The organism is Burkholderia cepacia ATCC 25416 (assembly GCF_001411495.1).
Taxonomy (GTDB): Bacteria; Pseudomonadota; Gammaproteobacteria; order Burkholderiales; family Burkholderiaceae; genus Burkholderia; species Burkholderia cepacia.
In genome coordinates this window covers 1625173-1645573 of sequence record NZ_CP012981.1, presented here as the reverse complement: position 1 = coordinate 1645573, position 20401 = coordinate 1625173, and the positions used below count along the sequence as shown (strand labels likewise).

General features: G+C 57.2%; 12 protein-coding genes. 3 read left to right on the top strand and 9 right to left on the bottom strand.

The genetic code is table 11. The features are described 5' to 3' along the window. From rfbB to APZ15_RS07440, 8 genes are all read right to left on the bottom strand, one after another. Positions 1-1059, bottom strand: coding sequence for a dTDP-glucose 4,6-dehydratase (gene rfbB, locus APZ15_RS07475; protein ID WP_027788292.1), 1059 nt, complete (start codon positions 1057-1059; stop codon positions 1-3). 203 nt (positions 1060-1262) lie between these two features. Beyond that, positions 1263-2240, bottom strand: a complete 978-nt coding sequence (locus APZ15_RS07470; RefSeq protein WP_148668955.1) for a sulfotransferase family protein — start codon at positions 2238-2240, stop codon at positions 1263-1265. Positions 2241-2313: 73 nt separating this feature from the next. Then, positions 2314-6582, bottom strand: a complete 4269-nt coding sequence (locus tag APZ15_RS38920) for a rhamnan synthesis F family protein (RefSeq protein WP_080981968.1) — start codon at positions 6580-6582, stop codon at positions 2314-2316. A gap of 1128 nt (positions 6583-7710) precedes the next feature. After that, a complete protein-coding gene (locus APZ15_RS07460; protein ID WP_138143306.1) occupies positions 7711-10770 on the bottom strand; it encodes a glycosyltransferase family 2 protein in 3060 nt (1019 codons plus the stop codon). A gap of 311 nt (positions 10771-11081) precedes the next feature. After that, a complete protein-coding gene (locus APZ15_RS07455; protein ID WP_027788296.1) occupies positions 11082-11735 on the bottom strand; it encodes an ABC transporter ATP-binding protein in 654 nt (217 codons plus the stop codon). 8 nt (positions 11736-11743) lie between these two features. Continuing rightward, entirely contained in the window at positions 11744-12538 is a 795-nt protein-coding gene (locus APZ15_RS07450) for an ABC transporter permease (RefSeq protein ID WP_027788297.1), read from the bottom strand. Further along, a complete protein-coding gene (locus APZ15_RS07445; protein WP_027788298.1) occupies positions 12528-13634 on the bottom strand; it encodes a KpsE/RkpR family capsule polysaccharide export protein in 1107 nt (368 codons plus the stop codon). Before APZ15_RS07445 ends, APZ15_RS07450 begins: the two co-directional genes overlap by 11 nt. 2 nt (positions 13635-13636) lie before the next feature. Continuing rightward, positions 13637-14821 carry a polysaccharide biosynthesis/export family protein gene (locus APZ15_RS07440; protein ID WP_027788299.1) on the bottom strand — a complete coding sequence of 395 codons (1185 nt, stop codon included), beginning with the start codon at positions 14819-14821 and terminating at the stop codon, positions 13637-13639. A 438-nt stretch (positions 14822-15259) separates the two neighbouring features. On the opposite strand from APZ15_RS07440, the gene APZ15_RS07435 reads away from it, so the two are divergent. The 3 genes from APZ15_RS07435 (at position 15260) to APZ15_RS07425 (ending at position 19512) form a co-directional block, all read left to right on the top strand. Further along, on the top strand, positions 15260-16411 hold the full coding sequence (locus tag APZ15_RS07435) for a glycosyltransferase family 4 protein (protein WP_027788300.1): 1152 nt from the start codon (positions 15260-15262) through the stop codon (positions 16409-16411). 27 nt (positions 16412-16438) lie between these two features. Further along, positions 16439-18442: a capsular polysaccharide biosynthesis protein gene (locus APZ15_RS07430; protein WP_034195924.1), complete on the top strand. Its 2004-nt coding sequence runs from the start codon at positions 16439-16441 to the stop codon at positions 18440-18442. 257 nt (positions 18443-18699) lie between these two features. Continuing rightward, a complete protein-coding gene (locus APZ15_RS07425; RefSeq protein WP_027788301.1) occupies positions 18700-19512 on the top strand; it encodes a mechanosensitive ion channel family protein in 813 nt (270 codons plus the stop codon). Between the two features lie 73 nt (positions 19513-19585). On the opposite strand, the gene APZ15_RS07420 is transcribed toward APZ15_RS07425, so the two are convergent. Beyond that, on the bottom strand, positions 19586-20269 hold the full coding sequence (locus APZ15_RS07420; protein ID WP_021162200.1) for a DedA family protein: 684 nt from the start codon (positions 20267-20269) through the stop codon (positions 19586-19588). Positions 20270-20401: the final 132 nt, after the last annotated feature.

Below are 20401 nucleotides of genomic sequence, written 5' to 3'. Positions count from 1 at the left end.
TTATTCTCCGTAGTGGCGTTCGACCCACGTACGATACTGGCCGCTTGTGACGTTCGTCACCCAGGCCTGATTCGTCAGGTACCACTCAACCGTCTTGCGGATGCCGGTATCGAAGGTTTCAGCGGGTTTCCAACCGAGCTCGCGCTCGAGCTTGCGCGCATCGATTGCGTAACGACGATCGTGGCCCGGTCGGTCCTGCACAAAGCTGATCTGCTCCACATACGACTTACCGTCATCACGCGGCTGCAGTTCATCGAGGATCGCGCAGATCGTATGCACGACTTCGATATTCGGTTTTTCGTTCCAGCCGCCCACGTTATAGGTTTCGCCAAGCACACCATTCGCCAGGACAGTGCGAATCGCCGAGCAGTGATCCTTGACGTAGAGCCAGTCACGGATCTGCTGGCCATCGCCATAGATCGGCAGCGGCTTGCCTGCGAGCGCATTCAGGATGATCAGCGGAATCAGTTTCTCGGGGAAATGATACGGCCCATAGTTGTTCGAGCAATTGGTTGTCACCACTGGCAATCCATACGTATGGTGCCACGCGCGCACCAAGTGATCCGACGCAGCCTTGCTCGCCGAATACGGGCTGTTCGGCTCGTACGTATTGGTTTCGGTGAATGGAGGATCATTCGCGCCGAGCGTACCGAACACTTCATCGGTGGAGACATGCAGGAAACGAAATGCGCGACGCTCGTCTTCCGCAAGTTCGGACCAGTAGGCGCGCACCGACTCGAGAAGATTGAACGTTCCGACAATATTCGTCTGGATGAAATCGCCGGGGCCGTGGATCGAGCGATCGACATGTGATTCGGCCGCAAAATTGATTACCGCACGCGGCCGATGCTCGGAAAGCAGCCGCGAAACCAACTGCCGATCACCGATATCGCCCCGCACCATGCGATACCGCGAATCGCCGTCCAGCGACTTCAGCGTGTCGAGATTTCCGGCATAAGTCAATTTATCGAGGTTGATGACAGGCTCATCGGAACCAGCAAACCAGTCAAGGATAAAATTTCCGCCGATGAAGCCAGCACCGCCCGTAACGAGAAGCATATATACCCCGCACAATTCCAATAATCATTTCAATTTCGGCTTGCGACCAACCCACTCCACGTCCTGAGGTCACAAGTCGCACAACAACAGAGGTCGTGCAAAGTTCAATTTCGTTTCAACCATACAACGGCAAAGAGCGCTATTTCAAATTCTGCGGGTCCGACATCGAGATGTGTCTTCCCAGCCGTACTCCTCGCGTCAATTCACTGTGCCTTGGCCGCGCGAAGTTCGTTCATCTCCTGTTCCAGACGCCACTCGTAACGCAAGAGCGGCGCGATATCGTCGAGATAAGTTTTGGCTTCCAAAAAGGCGCTTTGCCAGTCCGGCGAATCAGGGAACCCGGATGCCGCCTCACTGAGCGCCCAATACAACGCCTTGACCTGTCGAGGTGCCGAATTTACCAACTGAAGATCATCAACGGTATAGCGAGTGTGCCGCAGCTTGTCGTCGAGAAAGGCAGATTCAAATTCTTCGAGCCTGGATTCAATCAATGGCAAATCAAAAAAATCGGATATGTTTTCAAGCTCTTGACGCGGCATGTCCATGAGGCGATCGTAGTCGATCAGTACCCGACGCACGTCTTGCGTCAGATTGAGTGCCGACACGACATAGGCGAGCCAAAGAATATAAGACTTCTCTACCGGGAAGCCATCTCTCCGCGCAAGCGACTGCACGACACTGATCGGATTTCGCACCGCAATCAGATACAAAACCCGTACGCCGATGCAAGCAAAGACCGGTTTCCAGAATGGCAGCAGCCTGGCCAGACGAGGATCCTTGATAGACAGGATCCGGTTCTCTCGGCATTTTGCGCGCAACAAATCGATGGCGCGAACCCGAAACTGGTCAAGCTGCTCGGGCTGGAGGACACCGAGATCGATAGGGGCCATCGAATGCCAATCTCCCCCAGCCGCATTCAACAAGTCGACATTGAGCGCAACTACGTCGAGATCCTCGAAAAATCCCTTGTCGTTGTTACCGGGAAGAGCAGGCATCAGATTGCTTCCGAATTCCGCCCCCAGCACGGCTGTAGCTCGTGTCAGGGTGCTGGTACCACTTCGATGCATACCGAGAACGACGATAAGAGTCGGCGGACAAGAGTCGCCGGAATTATTAGCATTCAATTGCGCCATAGATTTAGGTGCCATACCAGCATAACAAAACGATTGTGGATAGAACAACAATCACTGCGATTTAAAACAATACTTTTAAAATTGCTCCTTAGAGCAATTCCCGAATAATCTTAAATCGACGTCAAAAGTACCACGACCTGGACACCGGCTCGGCAACCAGATCCATTCTGTTCTGCGCTAGCCCCGGATGAGATGCAGGATCGCTATCGAGCCATCGAGCCCACCTCGAAAGGAACAACGCCACCTCCGCACCATTCGGAATGGTTTCACCACGCGACGCTTTCTCGGCATGAGTGAATTGTGCGTCCGGATTGTAAACGATGCGGTAGCCAAGATTTCGAATCCGCAAACAAAGGTCGACGTCGTTGAATTCGAGAGCGAATCGTTCGTCGAAACCGTTCAACTGGCTGAGAATGGATCGCCGCGTCGCGAACACGGCGCCGGTAACGACTGACCATTCTCGCTGAGCCAGAGCCCAATTCTGATAGGTTTTGGCGTCTGCCGGCCATCCGAGCCATGCGTGGGCGATGGTGCGATGTGTCGGGAACATGCCGGCGTGCTGGATATGGCCATTCTCGAAGTAGAGACGCGCGCCGACACCGCCGACACGTTCGTCAACTGCGAAGGTAAGAAGCGCAGCAAGCCAATCCGTGCCGACCGGAACAACATCGTCATTCATGAAGATGACCTGTTCGTCCGCTGCCGCTCGCCACAGCTGATTCATCTTGGCTGCGTAGTTGAAAGACTCGCCCGCATCCCGGACCGTCTCGATTCGTTTCAACCGGAACGGCCATGCTCGACTTATCCAGTCGGGATGCCCCGCGATGTCATCTCCAACGATAACCGTCAGACGGTCCATGGCCCACCGAACCTTGGAAATCCCTTCCAGCAGCTGCTCGATGTAGCTCCCATCCGCTCCGACCCGAGCGGTCCTGCAAGTAGGAATGACGATGGTCACCGGGGGATAGCCAATATCCGCGAAGCGGCGGCGCTGCGACAGCAAGTTGCTCGCAGGTTCGTTGGAAAGTGCGATATCGGCATACCCCTCTAGCGACAACAGCGCGGCAAGCCGCGCACCGTTGTCCGCGACAGGACGCCGGCCCTCGAAGCCGAGCAGGACCTTGGGAATGCGACTGATTGCACCACCTGCTTCAGCGACACGGAGCACGACGTCATAAAGCAGCGCCGTTCCGCGCCGCACATTCAATCCTCCGATTGCCGTTAGCGTTTTGCGTCGGATCGAGACTGGTGCTCCGATGTAATCCTGCGCGACAAGCAGCGTCGGATTGAAATCCGGCTTCAACCGAACACGATCCAGCGGATCCTCATCCGCGGCGACATCGTCGGCATAGAACAGGACGACATCGGGGCGGTTGGTGGCTGCACTCAGAAATGCCCGTTTGGCATCAGGTGAAATGCGAGCATCACCCGGGGCAAAAATCAACCAGTCATCGGGATCACCATCGGCGAGCGGCGCCCCGGTCCATGAGAGGTCGTCAGCCAATGGGACAGGAACCAGACCATCGCCGGGCGCAAAGTCCGCAAAGCGTCGAGCCGACGCAACGTTGACGGAAATGACCGGCGGCGCCGGCGGAATGTCGACAACCAAGTGACCGGACGAGCCGGCAGCCTTGGTCGCGGAAGCGGCGATCGACGCAGCAAAGCTCGCCTCGACTGCACGTGCCACGGTGTCATACGACAGAAGCCGTGCGATATTCTTTCGAGCAGCCTCGTTCATCGCGCGATCACCCTTCGCGATCGCCGTCGCGGCCTTGACAAGCGCTGCGGCGAACGCGCTTTCATCGACCTTGCCCCAACCGTGACCAGCCAGATAATGGCCGTGGTCTTCTTCCAATACCCAGGGCGCAGCCTGTACAGGATAGCCACAGCCCGAATTGACAAAGTCCCGGGTACCGCCAAAATCCGTCGCGACCACGGACTTGCCGAGCGCCATGGCTTCCGCAACCGTCAGACCGAATCCTTCCGAACAATGGGGCGATGCATAGATGTCGGCGGCAGCCATCAGGCTGGTGACTTCATCCGCGTGAAGCGAAACTTCCAGCAGCTTCACTCCCGGCGTGCTCGTGGCCAATGCATAAAGCGCCTTGCCTGCGTCCGGGCGGTCGTAGAGATGCTTTGTCTTGAGAACGAGATTCCAACCTTGCTTTGCCAGCCCGGATTCGCTAAAGGCGCGTATTAATCCCTCGGGATTCTTTCGAATCAGATAGCTGGCTGCATCGAAAATATAAAGAATTACACGATTCTCCGGGTCGATTCCAAATCGCCGAAGAATCGAATCACGCCCCGAAGCAATACGTGTCGGCACGCGAACCGGATGATGGATGACGTCGACAGGCACCTTGACTTCGGCAGAAAAGATATCGGCGCAATATTGGCTCGGCGCCCAAATGCGATCGACCGAGTGCAACTCCTTTTGCCAGGCCGGCGGAATCCGATCCGTTTCCCAGACCCAGTACCCGATCCTCTGCTTGGCGGACTGAATGATCTCGCGCTGCTCGTCCGTCAACACCTCCCAGGAATCCGGGTTCAGATGAACGACGGCAATATCAGGATTCCCCACGAAATCCAGTGTCTCGACAGCCGGGCAAATGAGCCGGTGAACATGAAACGGCTTGGTCACCGGATAGGCGTTGAGCTGAACATTCGTGTGCCTCAACGTACAGAGCATTTCTCGGCTCGCGGCCCCGAGGCCGTTCTCGTAGTTCCAGGGGCCGAAATATGCGACGCGCAACGGATGGTCGTTGCGAATCGCCTCGTAATCCCTGGCGTTGACGAGCAGCGCATCGTCGGCGCCGGCAGGCTGACGCGCCATGTCCCCGGCACGGATTGATGCACGAACGAGATTGACATCAAAACCGGCTCCCGCAAGTACCTGCGGCCAGTTTTCATGTATCTCCTGAAGCATTGCGGGCTGATCGGTTGCCTCGGCAAACCGCTTGAGCAATATCTCGATCTTGATGAACGGAAAGCCCTGGTCGATTAGTTCACGCCAACTGAAAAACGTCGGATTGACAGGAGAGGATCCAGTGAACAGCGCACTCACCGCCAACCCGGCCTTTCGCATCTGCATCGCGAATGGCATTTCATAGGCGCGAATCGCATCGTCCTCGTTATCGATCCGCCGGATGTCGCGTACAAAGTGCTGAAAAACCCACGAGCTGAGCGCCCTGGGTTTGACACCCATGAAATGGCTCTGTACGTGCCAGCCATGTTCATGACTCGCAGTAAGGCCAACGATATCGGAGGGGCAAGAGCGGACGCGGTCCATCATCTCGAGGAAGGTCGCCCTATCCGCGGTAGGAACAATGCTGTCGTTGGTCATGACCAACAAACTGGCGCCAAACAGGCTGGGACAAAGTTGAAAGGCATGGGCCCACGCGCCGAAGTCGTAGCCGACGTTGTCACGAACGATGATGCCATCTGCGGCCGCAATTTCGTCATCGCGCAACTCCAGTGGTCGATAGACGACGACAACAAGCTGGACCTTCAAACCCGCGCCTTGCAACTGCTGAATATACGGGAGCACATGCGGCTTCAATCGCCCTGCCGGAGCGTGGGTAACAAGAAGCGCGGCCTCGCCCCGAGGCGCGAGGCACATTTCCTTCACGATCACGCTTCGCGCTTCCGCCACCAACCCACCGTAAAGCTGGCGTGCGTTGGTTGCTCGTCCCTCCTGTCGTCCCAGTTTTATGTAGTGAACAAGAGGATTCAATCCGGTACCGGATACGTCTGGGTAGGTGAGAAGATAGAAATTCGTATCGAATTTCGGACCGGGATTTCTATTCTCTCGACTCCCATTGACTACATAGTGCAATAACGGATCGACTCCACCCTCCCGCACATCGGGGTACGTCATGCAATACCAGTCGGGGTCAAATATTCCTTCGACCTTGTTTCGTTCGCTCCGGATTTCTTTTTCATCGATTCCCAGCCAGCCTGCCAATTCTTCCTTTTCTTCAAAACCACGCGACTTGGAATCCACAGGAATGGACTGTGCCCCTTGCTGCCTGCCAGCATGATTGGCACGCACTCGTGCCTTTCGATGAGCTGGCGTCACACCAAGCTCGGAATCGAACAGCGCGAGCCGCCACCCGCCAAGGCGACGCGATTTGCGAAAACGGGCAACCGCAATCGAAAGGCCAGGCACACTCTCCCAATCGGGCCGTACTTCTGCTGATCGAATCAACTGATCCAGGATCGACATACGAGAGTGGCCTTTGCGCAGACGACCGGCATAATATGCTAGCCCGACCGCATCCACTGCTCGTTTGAAGAGCAACTGGAATGCAAGGCCAACAAATAGCTCGTCGCGCGCCTCCATTAGATGATCTATTGAGACGAGATGTCCTTCATCGCCCGCGCCACTCATCTTAGTCACCGAACATTCCCATTAGATTGAATCAACAAAATTGCCATTCATCGAAATTCATCTTAGTCAAACATCTCGCCAATCAGGCGTTCATGTTGATTGCTTCGCTTGATCTCACGGCTCGTCTCGGCCATCGGCGACATGTGCGACTGATCAGAAGACCCGCCGGGGCTTTCGAGCGACGATGCTGCCCTCTGGACAGCGGTAGCTGTCGCGCCATCGAGCGTGTCGAAATATGAGTCGGCGCCACCGCGGAACGCCCCTCCGGCGCGTTGCCACCCATTGTTCCCGCGCCGGTTCCGCAACCACAGCCTCGACTCCGTTCCCGCGCCCCCCCCATCGCTTGAGGTGCAATGAAACGACCACGGAGCCGTACAGGCTTGCTCGGAAAAATATCTAGGTCGGGGCACGTGGCAGACACCGATTCGTTCATTGTGGAGCGGCTGCCTCTGGCACAGCCGCGGGCACTGCAGAAGACATTCCGCCGGACCAACTTGGCACGATGAAATGGTAGATGAACTTTGTGGAAGCCCATAGGGCAGCCTGAGCGCACGTGACAAAACGTCGACCATTGAACCGGAAGAGTTCGGCAGCATGCCACGCGCGGGACACGCGAAAACGCCTGGACGAGAAATGCGTCGGAAACGTGGCGCACGGCCACCAGGCACCGTGCGCTCAAGGGCAGTACACAGAAACTCGCAGCCTAATCCGGCGCTCGCCGACCAACGAACCGAGGCGAGGATCCGCTCGCGGATCGCGCCACGTTTCATATCGTCAAGAACCCTTCTCGCTGTCGCATGACGTAACGCGAAAAGTTGACCAGGCGCGCTGCGCACTTGCCCAACCTGTTCCCCGAGCAAACCCGGCATTCGCGATAAATCTGCTGCGGTCGGTTCATGGAAACAATCCGTCATGCGAGTGAAAGGTCCGGGAAGCGAGGTTCGCCTTCGAGCCCGAGTGGTCTCGACGATCGTCGCTTCGCAGTTTCATCCACAAGACACGACGCCATCGCATTTGCACCCTGCCCGTTGACTCACCGTTCAGCGCTTCCCGGAGTGAACTAACGATATATCGGATCGACACCAATATCGTGCACGGAAGCGTACCCCGAGCACGAAATCATTCAAGTCACATCTTCACGGTGTCGTTTTTTTCGAGAAGATTTCTCGAAACGAACCACAGCCCGTCGATGTATTTCTTCTTGGCCTCGATAATGCCGGCGCAATCAGATTGCGCCAACCCAAGTCGAGCGGCATCCATCATGACAGCCCGCTCGACGTGTCGAATCGAATACAGATAGTCCCTTACGGACGAAAATCTCACGATCCCGAAATTCTGGAACAAAGCTTCCGCTTCCTCCGTTCCTCTCTTGAACGACTCCGCGGGGTTGTTCGTGTAGTCGTGGGAATGAAACACGACAGCACCCGGGCAATACGCCCGGGAATATCCGGCATCAAGCAATCGCTTCGCGATCCCTTGATCTTCCGCAAACTCGACGCTCGGGAAACGGTAGTGCCTGAGCAAGTCACCCCGATAGGCAGCGTTGTTGTCACTGTTGAAGCACAGTCCGGCCCTGAAGAATTGATCGCTTTGATATCGATCCCCCCAGCGCCTTCTGTCCGTCAGAATGCCAAACTGCGTTCCAATGTTGCCGAAATGCTGCGAAAGGTCGTAATCGTAAATCGGATGATGCTGCTGATAAGCCCGATGTGCCCCAAACGAGTACCCGCAGTCCGGCAGCATGGCAAGCGGAGACACCAGAGATTCCAGCCAATACTCAGTTGCCGGAAGCGCATCTTGCGTCAGATAAGCGTAATAATCCGCTTGATGCAACTCAGCCCCAAGATTGCGGGTGTCGCCATGCTGGAACTGCGACACGTCGATCGCATGAACCTTCGCCAAACCAAGACGTTCGATTTTTTCGATAACCGGAGATACTTCTCCACCTTTCCGCGTATCGACAATCTGGATTTCGGTGTTGTAGGACGTCAACTGCCCGTGTATTGCCTCGACTACCCCTTCGAAATCCATATCAGGGTAGTACGTAGGTATGACGACGCCGACGTTCTTTTTCACGACAACAGCGGGAGCACCGCGATGATCCGGGCTCAATTTTTCATCAAGCCAGCCTGACAATTTCTCGAACTCGCTTTCCCATGAAATCGAACGCGCGAAGTTCATGTACTCACTGCGGAGTTCATCGAATTTCGGTTGATCAAGATTCTTTGCCAACGAGAGGATTTTTCCAACGACTGCTTCACTCGTAGGCGCGACAGATATCGCCCCGTGAATATCGGTAGTTTTCTGCGTCGATTCGGATCTCGGCTGAATGACGATCGTTCCAGCCGCCGCCAGTTCCACCGGCAAGATCGAATAGTTGGTCGCCGAAGCTGCAAGACCAAATTTCGCTCGCTGAAACAACTCCGCCATCTGTTGAACGCTCAGTATCCCTGCGTTCGTGACGGTCGGCGACACGCGAGGCCCGGGCTCGTCGTCGCCAAAAATTACAACCTCGCCCATTCCCAACCTGGAGAGTCGATTTGCTACATCGATCATCAAGTCCGAACAGCGTCGATTCGTATGCCCGCGGACGTAGATGACGGCGAGGATATCGCGTTCTTCCAGTTTCGGATCCTTTTTCTGGAAAACCGATTCCGCGCACAATTCAAAATGCGTGTGGTCACCGTCCTGATCGGAAATCAGCGATTCGAGCCAATTCCCTGCACACACAAAGTCCAACCCCATCTTGAACGTGTACTCGGCGCGAAGTGCATCCGTTCCAGCCGGCAAGAAAAGGCTTTCCCTATCCTGCAGAAAATACAGCCTGACATTCGACTGTACGTTCTCGGCAACGGTATATACGGTTGTCCAGGCCGTCGCAATCAAGAACTCGTTCTCGATCGACTTGAACCCGCTCTCCATCAGACGGAAAGAAACATTCGTGCTCGGAAAATGGCCGATATATTCCGAATACAGCGCATCGATTTGAGCACTGTTGGTCGCGTCATCGACCCAGAACACCGACTTCCAACCCAACCGCGCCAACGTTCTGGCGCATCTGAAAATGGTCGTGTGTCCGCCTCCCCCCTTCGAGAACAGCGGAATGACCCAGTTCAGCGTTTTCGTCCCGGCAGATTTTGCGGATTTTTCATACTTGGCTTCCGCGTAGCTGGCTTCACCTTCGAGCAGGTGCAACTCTTTTTTGCCCTGGGTTGGCTCACTCAACCCCAGCCAATGACGAACCCACTCGATCGCCGAGTGATAGTTCAGCCGTCTCGCCCCTGCGGCAACCTCTTGCGACGGGAAATGCCCCGTCAACATGCCGATTGAAAGGAAATGCTCAAGCGCGGAATGCGGCCAACGCTCCAGGCTCGACGAATATTTTTCCTTGTAATAGGACGGATCAAAAAATCTGGATGGCTGGGCACGCTCGGATTCCCCGAACACCACATAGTGTTCAAAGGGATCCACGCTGGCGTTCTTCAGATCCGGCCTATTTTCCAGATAAAAATCGGAATTGAATTGGAAGAATTGTCGAGCCGAACCAATTTCTTCCGTAGAGTAAATTTTACGCGACTTCTCGAACGAGATATCCGCCCGGGAAAACTCCCGCTGCTCCGCATGACCGTACGACACATAATGCAGCAGCGGGTCAGTCAACGTGCGAGCGACATCCGGGTTGAATTTCCAGTAACTAATTGGTGAAAACTCAGCATTCGGGGCAAGCAAGTTGGCCCTGCCAATTTCCTGATAATGCTGGACCGGCTGCTGGCCATCTTCGAGATGATAGATCTTGGCATACCAGTCTACATTGAACTCGACAAAGGCACCGACCTCGGAGAACCCTTGCTCCCTGTAGCTTCTCTGTTCCGCGATGCCATATTGCAGATAATGCAGCATCGCATGCCAACGACTCCACGACTGAGGCAGATCACCGTTCAGCAGGATGTATTTTTTCCAATCAAAATCATTCGGAATATTCGACACCTTCAGATTGAGCGACTCGGTCAGATCCGAGAACGATGAATGGGTTTTTTTCCCGTTGCTGCGATGCCGAACCCCGAAAATATTGCGGACGTGTCTCGTGAGGTTATTGCTGGCGCGCCAGTGATTAATGATCTCATCATCGCTCAGATCTTTGATTTCCGGATACCAATCACGATAAAATTCAAAATCCACTCGCTTCACGAATTTCACTCCCGCAATTTAATTATAAAACCTGGAATAGCGACAAAGAGCTTCCCTTTCATCTACAAGGAAGCCAGCTCTGCGTTGTAGCAACCGTTCCAATTTTCGTGCGAAAACGTCTTCCACACCGAACAATCGATTACAAATCGGATGCAGCCTTACAATATCAAATCGATTCCACTACAAATGCCCGGGCCCCATCCGTCAAGTATCCAACCAACTGCTGAACATGAAGTGACGCGCTCCTCCCTCGCAAGAATCAGCGAACACATTTCGGGCGGTCACCTGCAGAAAATCACTCTTCCACAACGTTAAAGCGATTCGTAGATCTCAATCGCCTCGTCAACCGTCCCGCAAGCCTTCAGTACACCATCATCAAGCACCGCAGCATGGCTGCAATGATTCCGGATGAGATCTGTCTGGTGTGCAACGATAATCATCGCCCGGTCACCGCGCTTCTCGAACAATTCGACATTGCACTTCTGATGAAAACGATGATCGCCGACGGACATCCCTTCGTCGATCAGGAAACAATCGAATTCGATCGACATCGAGATAGCAAAAGCCAGCCTCGAAGCCATGCCGGAAGAATATGACTTGACCGGTTCGTCAAGATACGCACCGAGCTCGGCGAAATCCTCAACCAGGTCGAGCGCTTTTCGATAGTCGACGTTGTATACGCGAGAGATCAGACGTACATTATCCTTGCCCGTCAGGCTGCCCTGGAACGTGCCGCCAAATGCCAGCGGCCACGATACGGACATCGACTTGACGACCTCACCGGAATGCGGTTTGTCAGAGCCGCTGATGATACGAATCAACGTCGACTTCCCGGCACCGTTACGTCCGAGAATACCCCACCGCTCACCCGCCTGCACACGCAGGTTGACGCCTCTGAGCACTTCCCGATGCGAACGCCCGTGATGGATCGAGTAGCGTTTGGTGACATTGCGCAATTCAATCATGCTTCCCCTCAGTTCAACTGCACGCGCCGGATGGCGACGTGGGCAATCGAAAGCGCAAAGAGTGTAAAAAACGTCAACACGGCTACGGTATAGTCAAGGTAAAACATCGTCGGCATACGATCCCCGTAATATCCGTAGTGGAAATATTCCACTGCATCAATCAGGGGAAAATACGTCATCAGTTCACCTATTTTCGGCGGAAGAACATATGTAGGAATAAAGACCCCCGAAAACGGAATCATCAGATACAGGATGATGTGCGAAACCCGCTCTATCGCCTCACTCAATTCCGACAATGCCGCCATAGTCATGACGAAATTGAACGAAAACCAGACGACAAGAAGATACCCGAGAATCATGCTCAGCACGTCAGCCGGGAATTGGCAAATACCAATCACGACCAACACAACGTACAGCACCAGGAACGAAGCAGCCGCCCCCGCAAATTCGAGGATGATCCGTGAATATAATATATCGATCGGACGAATCGGCTTGTGATGCAGCAATGCACGATTGAATTCGATGGCCTTCATCACTCGGCCGGTAGTATTTCGCCAAAGGAGCAAGGTTGGATAACTGACAGCCAGATACTCTGCCACCGAATACCGAGTCGTTGTTTCGGTATGACTGAAAATAACCATCACCCCGATAACGAACATGGCCGGCTCGGCCATTATCCACAGCACGCCGAGCCCCTCTCGGCCGAAGCGCGTGATCATTTCGCGCATCACCAACGCCCAGATTACTCGGACCTGGATACGCAGTTGATCCGAGAATGTCGGGGGACGGTGATCAACGCTCATAGTGTTCCTTCACTCCACCGATAACGATGGTCAGCACGCCCCACAGAACAAGACCGAGAAGGAACGTCGCGAGAATCGCTCGGGCGCGGCGCGGATTCATCGCGTAATCCGGCAAACTGGGTTCCGAGATACGCTCGAGGTAGAGCTGCTTTCGCTCGGCTTCGACACGCGCCTGATCCAGCAACGTGATGGCACCCGCAAGAATCTTGTCGGCCACGTCCTTTTCCAACGTCAGACGCTGGAACTCCGCAGCCTTGCTGGCTAACGAGGCGCCTTGGGTACCGGCAACGTGCTGGCTCACCTGATCGATTGCCTGTTGCAGCAACTTGGCACGATCCCGCAAAGTGGGCAGCCCCGGGTTGGCCGGCGACAGTCGCTCCATCTGGGCAATCTGCACGCGAGTGGCAATCAGGTCGTCCTGCAATTTCCCGACCTGCTGCAACGGAATGGTGGACTGGCGCTCAGGATCGATTACACCCGCATTGTTCCGATAACGCGCCAATGCCAATGTGGCGACACGATCATTTTCCTTGGCAACGTCGACGTCATGTTGGGCGGTATTGATCAAGTCAGCCCTGGCTCGCGCATTCATCTGGTTGACGATTCGCTCGCCCAACTCCAGCAGGCGCTTGTTCATGCTCCAGGCGAGACGTGCGTCATACGCATTCGTGCTCAACGTCACGATCGGAGAATCGGTATCGACTTTCGCATCGACGATTTTCTTGCCATAGTAAAGATAAAACTCTTCCAGACTTTCATTAAAGCCAAGAATGGAAAATCGATTCACAAAATCGATTGAGCTTTTTTGAAATTCCGATTTTATGTGCTGCTCACGATCCAGAACCATCATCGCATCGCGCGAGAGAATGTATTTCTGAACCGTGTACGCGCTTCCTTCGGGCTGCGAAAATCCGCCGACGCCTTTCAGCAACCCACCCAGCCCGGTGGCGCTGGTTTGCTGCGGGCTGCGAATAAGGAAACTGCTGACGGAAGTGTATTCATCGCTAGCAATCAAACCAAAATAAATAATCGCAATACCGGTAGGTATGACGACCGTTATCAAAAACAAACGATTAATGCGCTTCAGAAATTTCATAATTATCTTAACGTCTGCACACCAGACACGATCGGGTAAGCCACGGAGAACACTAGGTTCAGCACTTTCTGCAGTTCCGCCACCGGCGCATTGGAGACGTAGAGGACGTCCTTGTTGCCCATCATGAAACTCTGCGCCACGAAGAACGAATCCGGGTCTTTCAGGTTGACGTGGTAAATGACGGGGACTTTGCCGTTGGCCGTCGTTCGCACAGGCTGGTTGGGCCACTTGAGCGCCTGCTGATCTTCCAGCCGGAAAATGAATACGCCCTGTGCGTCCGAACGCGAGTCCTGCAGGCCCCCAGCCCGCGCCAATGCCTGCGCCAACGTGATGCCCTGTGCCTCGAAATTGATTTCCTCGTTCTTGCCCGTCGCACCGAACGCAGTAAAGCTGTAGGGCTGAAACAATGCAGTGACGACGTCACCGGCCTTGAGCGGCACGTTCTGGCGCGGATCGCGAATCACCGTCTCCAGAGGCTCCAGCGCGACCGTTTCGCCACGCGTCACTTGAATCATGGTCTTGTTGATCGGCTGCTTCACTCCACCGGCCGCGGCGACTGCGTCGAGCACGCGTTCGCCACGCGCGCTCAGTTGCATGCGCGTACTACTCGTTACGTCTCCCACCACGGTGACATACGAGGTCTCGTTGCGCGCCAGTTGCACCAGAACCTGCGGGTCATGCGCGATATTTTTCAGGCGCGCCGCGATATAGGCTTGCAATTGGCTCGGCGTACGTCCGGTTGCCTTGATCGCGCCAACGAACGGCACCTGGATGTTGCCGTTGCCGTCGATCACTTGCGTTGGCAGCTTGGTCAACCGCGCGCCGGTCGGTACGCCGCTGGGCGCCGGGGAGTCGCTCACACCGCCGCCAAACAGAGTCGCAGGCGGCGCCTCCCAGATCGATACTTCGACCACGTCCCCCACACCTAACTGTTGCTGAAACGCCAAGTTGTCGCCCAGTGCTGCTGCAAAATCCGTACTTTTGCGGCCGGCATAGAGTTGCCGCGCAATCTGGTCTGTCACATCAACGACCTGGATTCCTTGCATACTGACCTGATTTGTGCCACCACCACTGGCATTAATCTCGGAACGACTCGGCCCGGACGTGGGAATGGCCCCGCAAGCAGCCAACCCAATGGCACCGCCGATGGCAGCAGCCACCCAAACACTGCGATTTAAACTCTGCATTTAACAATCCAGTCATTCAAAGGCCGCCGGATTTTACCGCACAATGTAAGATGTACCGGAGAATTTACCGGCATGGCGCACGCGAAATGCCGATAGACGCCCTTGGAGCTCCCTCGGTTTTTCGCCGTCCATCTGCCCTGGCTTATGCTCAGCCGAATCCTTAGCCCGCTAAGGAGCGAGCCGGTCTGGCACAAACAGGGGCGGTCTCAAAAGTCCATTGCTGCCGCGCGCGGGGGCGCGAACGAATCGGTAAATCTGACTTCAAGCTTCAATTGTTTGGCATGCCCCGCATTCGTGCAGACGACAGACGCGCACGCGCGAATTGTCCCGCCATGCGAGATACCATAGAATTACCCGGCGGAATTGTTGCATGAGCCATCACGCTTCGGCAAACAGAAACATCTTTCATTTCCGTGCGCACAACCACATTGCACCTGCGTGACAAAAATACTTCTGGACGTCACTCGTCTTGCCACCCGTTTTTATGATGGCCTGATCCCCACCGGGGTAGACAGAGTTGGACTGGCTTACATCCGCCGATACGGCGACCGTGCACGCGCAGTCCTGAGTGAACGCGGTTTTTCCATCGTTTTAACGGAAAAAGACTCGCAAAAAATATTTGCGTTGCTGCTGTCGTCCAGTCGCGATCGATGGGCGCTGCGCAAGATTATCGCTTCTGCGTTGCTGAACCAGCTTTATCCACCGCGATTCGATCGTGCAATTTTGTTGCATACCAGTCACAACGGGATGGAGTTCCCCCGGTACTATCGGGCGATGGCGCAACGTAACGCGCGCTCGGTCTTCATGGTCCATGACCTCATTCCGTTGACGCACCCGGAGTACTGCCGCCCGGGCGTGGACGCATCGCATCGCGCCCGCATCCATACCGCGCTACGGCACGCGAGCGGCTTGATCAGCAACTCGCAGGCGACCTACGACGAGTTGGCGAACGAGGCGCGCCAAGCGTCGCTGCCGCTGCCGCCGGTCGTCGTCGCGCCCCTCGCACCCGCGGTGGAGCCTCATCCGCCGAGCCCGCCACCGATCACAGCACCCTATTTCGTGATGCTCAGCACGATCGAGCCGCGCAAGAACCACTGGTTCATCCTGCACGTATGGCGGCATCTGGTCGAACAGATGGGCGACGCCGCTCCCAAGCTCGTCGTCATCGGCCGGCGCGGCTGGGAATGCGAGAACGTCATCGACATGCTGGAGCGGTGCGCCACGATTCGCGGTGCAGTCATCGAGGAATCGGATTGCAGCGACGATCGGCTGCACGCCTGGTTGCAGCATGCGCGTGCGCTCGTGTTCCCGTCGTTCGCCGAAGGCTACGGCATGCCGCTCGTCGAAGCGTTGATGCTGGGCGTGCCGGTGCTCGCCAGCGACCTGCCGGTCTTTCACGAGATCGCGTCGGACATTCCCAACTATCTCGACCCGCTCGACGGGCCAGGATGGCTCGCTCGGATTCGCGCGTACGCGCTGCCAGACAGCGCCGAACGAGCGAACCAGATCGCGCGGATCGAACGCTTTCGAGCGCCGACGTGGGCCGAGCACTTTGAACGAATCGACGGCTTTCTAGAATCGTTCCGGTAAATGAATCCGGCACCGACTGAATCTTCGATGACGCCCGACATCCAGCCATTCGACACAACCGCCATTGTGCCCGGCAAGCGCAGGGGCACCTGGCCGCCCGGAAAATCGCCGTTCGTGTGGGTCGATTCGTGGCTCGGCGTCGCCCTTGCTCGAACGTCCGCATCGCTCGGACGCACCGTCTACCCGGTCTGCCCCGGCCCCGTCTTCGTACGGCACGCGCCGCCGCTTTCGTGGTTCCGCATTCCACCGGATCTGATTGCGCGCGGCGGGCTTGTCGCCGCACTCGACCGCATGCTCCAGGCTTCGCCCGTCACCGACGCGGACGCGCGATGTCGCGCTCTGATTCACCGCGTCCTCGACAGCGATGCGTTGCACGTTCGGCACCGGGTGGCCGAATTGCCGGATGCATGGCACGCATCCGGCCGCGAAAAACGCATCGTGCTGATCGACGAAAGAGAGGCGTCGCATACCGACGTCTGTACGCCGGCCGGGCACCGCCGCGGGAACTTTGCTGCGATGGCAGATGCAGCGCGTATCGCGCACCCCGGTGCCGACGTGTGGATCCTGCGCTCCGCCGATGCAGGCGCCGGCGATTGGTTGTCGAACAAGGCACGACTGCCCGGGAATGCCCGAGTCCTCGACGTCGCACACTCCTTCAGGGACATCCTTCGACATGCCGGCGCCGTCTATGTCGTCGGCGCGTCCGAAGGGATGGCTGCACTGCTGGCCGGCGTCCCGGTTCATGTGTTCGGTACGCCCTATTACGCCGGCTGGGGACTGACTCGGGATCGCACCGCGATGGCGGAGCGGCGCGCGCGCCCGTCCGTGTTCGCGTTGTTCGATGCCGCGTTCCTGCAACTCGCGCAGTACCTCGACCCGGCACGCGGCACTCAGGGCACGCTCGAGAGCGCACTCGACTGCATCGAGCTGCAGCATGCCGTCGCCACCCGCTACAGCGACCTCGACCGGGTCGCCGGCATACGCTTCCAGTGGTGGAAACGTCCGTATGCAACACCGTACCTGTCGGCGGGAGGCGGGACGTTACGCTGGATAGCGGATCCGCGCGACACGCGCACCGGCGAACACGCTGCAATATGGGGTGGACGTTCGGCAGAAGGCCTGCCGGACGCGGCGGTACGCGTGCGGATCGAAGACGGCTTCATCCATTCGACGGGGCTCGGTTCCGACATGTCGCCGCCGTGCAGCCAGGTAATCGACCGCCGTGGCCTGTATTTCGACGCGAGTCGCCCCAGCGACCTGACTGTCATTCTCAATCAGGCCGCCTTCGACGAACCGGAATTGCAGCGCGCGGCAGCGCTGAGGCACGAGATCGTGCGACTCGGTCTCACGAAATACAATCTCGGCCGCCAGGCGCCGACATGGCGTATCCCGCACGACAAGCGCATCGTGCTCGTCGCAGGCCAGGTTGCGGATGATGCGTCGATCCGACTAGGAACGGGCACGATAGCCACGTCGGAAGCCTTGTTGCAGGAAGTGCGTGCTCGCCGACCTGACGCATTCATCATTTACAAGCCACATCCGGACGTGCTGTCCGGCAATCGTGCGGGGCTGGTCGACGCAGCACACCTCGCAGACATCGTCGATGCGCACGCAGATCTCATTTCGCTGATCGACGTGACGGACGAGCTGCATACGCTGTCGTCGCTCGCCGGCTTCGACGCGTTGATGCGCGGGAAGGAAGTCCATACCTACGGCCTGCCGTTTTATGCCGGCTGGGGACTGACGCACGATGCGCTGGAACAGCCGTGGCGAGAACGCCGGCTGTCGCTCGACATGCTGACGGCAGGCGTGTTGCTGCGTTATGCAATCTATTGGGATTGGCAGCTCTCGCTATTCACAACGCCCGAGGCAATCGCCCGGCAACTCGCGCCGAACGCGGCTCGACCGCTCGAAAAAATACGTGGCAATCGCGCCCGCCCGCTTGTCAAGGCAGTACGCTGGACCCGCAACGCGATACGTTATGCCAGTTGGCAGGGACGGCAATATTTTCGCGATCGCACAATGCGCTGACCAAGATCGGGGCATTTGCGGCCCGATGATCCGTAGGCGCTCGCTTGATCGACAGAAACATGTCGCCTAAGGTGGTTTGAATACCATTTAGATAAAACCCGATACGTCTCCAACGGGCAGCACGCACCCGCGTCCTGCCCGTTTTCCATTACGTCAAGCAGTGTCAGACAGGTTGCCGCCCCTCCCGGCTCAGGTTATAAAAGCGCCACCCACCCGGTGCATGCGCCGCCCTTTCTACCCTTGACTTCGGAGAACGCATGATCGATCTCGCCACCGCCCAGCAATTCCTGATGACCCGCGGCCTCGACTTCGGCCTCAACCTCCTCGCAGCGATCGTCTTGTGGTTCGTCGGCCGCTGGGCGATCCGCATCGGCACCCGCCTGCTCGGCAAGGTCGTGCGCCGCAGCGGCAAGGTCGACCCGACACTCACCGACTACCTGACCTCCGTCGTCGGCGTGCTGCTGACGATCCTGCTGATCCTCGCGATCCTGCAGATCTTCGGCGTGCAGACCACCTCGTTCGCCGCGCTGCTCGCCGGCCTCGGCCTCGCGATCGGTACCGCCTGGGGCGGCCTGCTCGCGCATTTCGCCGCAGGCGTGTTCATGCAGGTGCTGCGTCCGTTCAAGATCGGCGACGTGATCAGCGCGGGCGGCGTCACGGGCACGGTCAAGGAGCTCGGCCTGTTCGGCACGACGATCGTCACGCCGGACAACATCGTGACGATCGTCGGCAACAACAAGATCTTCTCGGACAACATCGCCAACTACAGCGCAACGTCGTATCGTCGCGTCGACCTGACCGCGAAGATCGCGAACGGCGTCGATGCCGTCGACGCGATCAACCGCCTGAAAGCGTCGATCCAGCAGATCCCGAACGTGCTGACCAGCCCGGCGCCGGACGTCGGCGTGCTGCAATTCACGCCGGAAGGCCCGCTGCTGTTCGTGCGCCCGTCCACGCAACCTGAAAACTACTGGCAGGTGTACTGCGACACCAACCGCGTGATCCTCGAGACGTTCCGCGACGCGCAATACCCGACGCCCGAAACGCCGCTCTTGCATCGCAGCGCATGACGGCGGCACCGGACGAAAAAAAAGCGTGGCACCCGCCACGCTTTTTTATTGCCTGAAACCGAAGCGTCCGGGCTTACCGCCCGCCCGTCTTCTGCGCGTTATCCGACTGCTTCCCCCGCACCAGCTTCCACACCGCGCCGAGCGCGACCGGCACGATCGCCGCACCGATACCGACCAGCACGATCACGTTCAGGTACTGGCGGATGAACGGGATGTTGCCGAAGAAATACCCGAGCAGCACGAGCAGCAGCACCCACACCAGCGCACCGATCACGTTGAAGAGCTGGAAACGCGCGACGCTCATCGACGACGCGCCCGCGACGAACGGCGCGAACGTACGCACGACCGGGATGAAGCGCGCGAGCACGATCGTCTTGCCGCCGTGCTTGTCGTAGAACGAGTGGGTTTTCTGCAGCGCGGCGCGGTCAAGGAAGCGCTCGAGCACCGGGATATGCGTATTGAACACCTTCGGGCCGACCCAGCGGCCGATCAGGTAGTTCACGGTGTTGCCGGCGATCGCCGCGACGAGCAGCAGCACGATCAGCGCGCCGACGTTCATTTCGCCCGTCGCCGCGAACGCGCCGCCGATGAACAGCAGCGAATCGCCCGGCAGGAACGGGAACACGACGAGCCCCGTCTCGCAGAACACGATCAGGAACAGCACGAGATAGACCCACGCGCCGTACTGCCGGATGAAATCGCCGAGGAAGGCGTCGATATGCAGGACAAGGTTGACGAAATGAAGCAGCGTATCCAAATGCGATTCCTCGAAGGCGATAGGGCCGGAACGGCCGAAACAGGCCAGACTTGGCGGAAGCGCCCGCCGGCCAAGGCGGCGCGCGAAACGGAGCCATGATACCGAAACTACCTTAAGGCTCCGTGAAAAAAC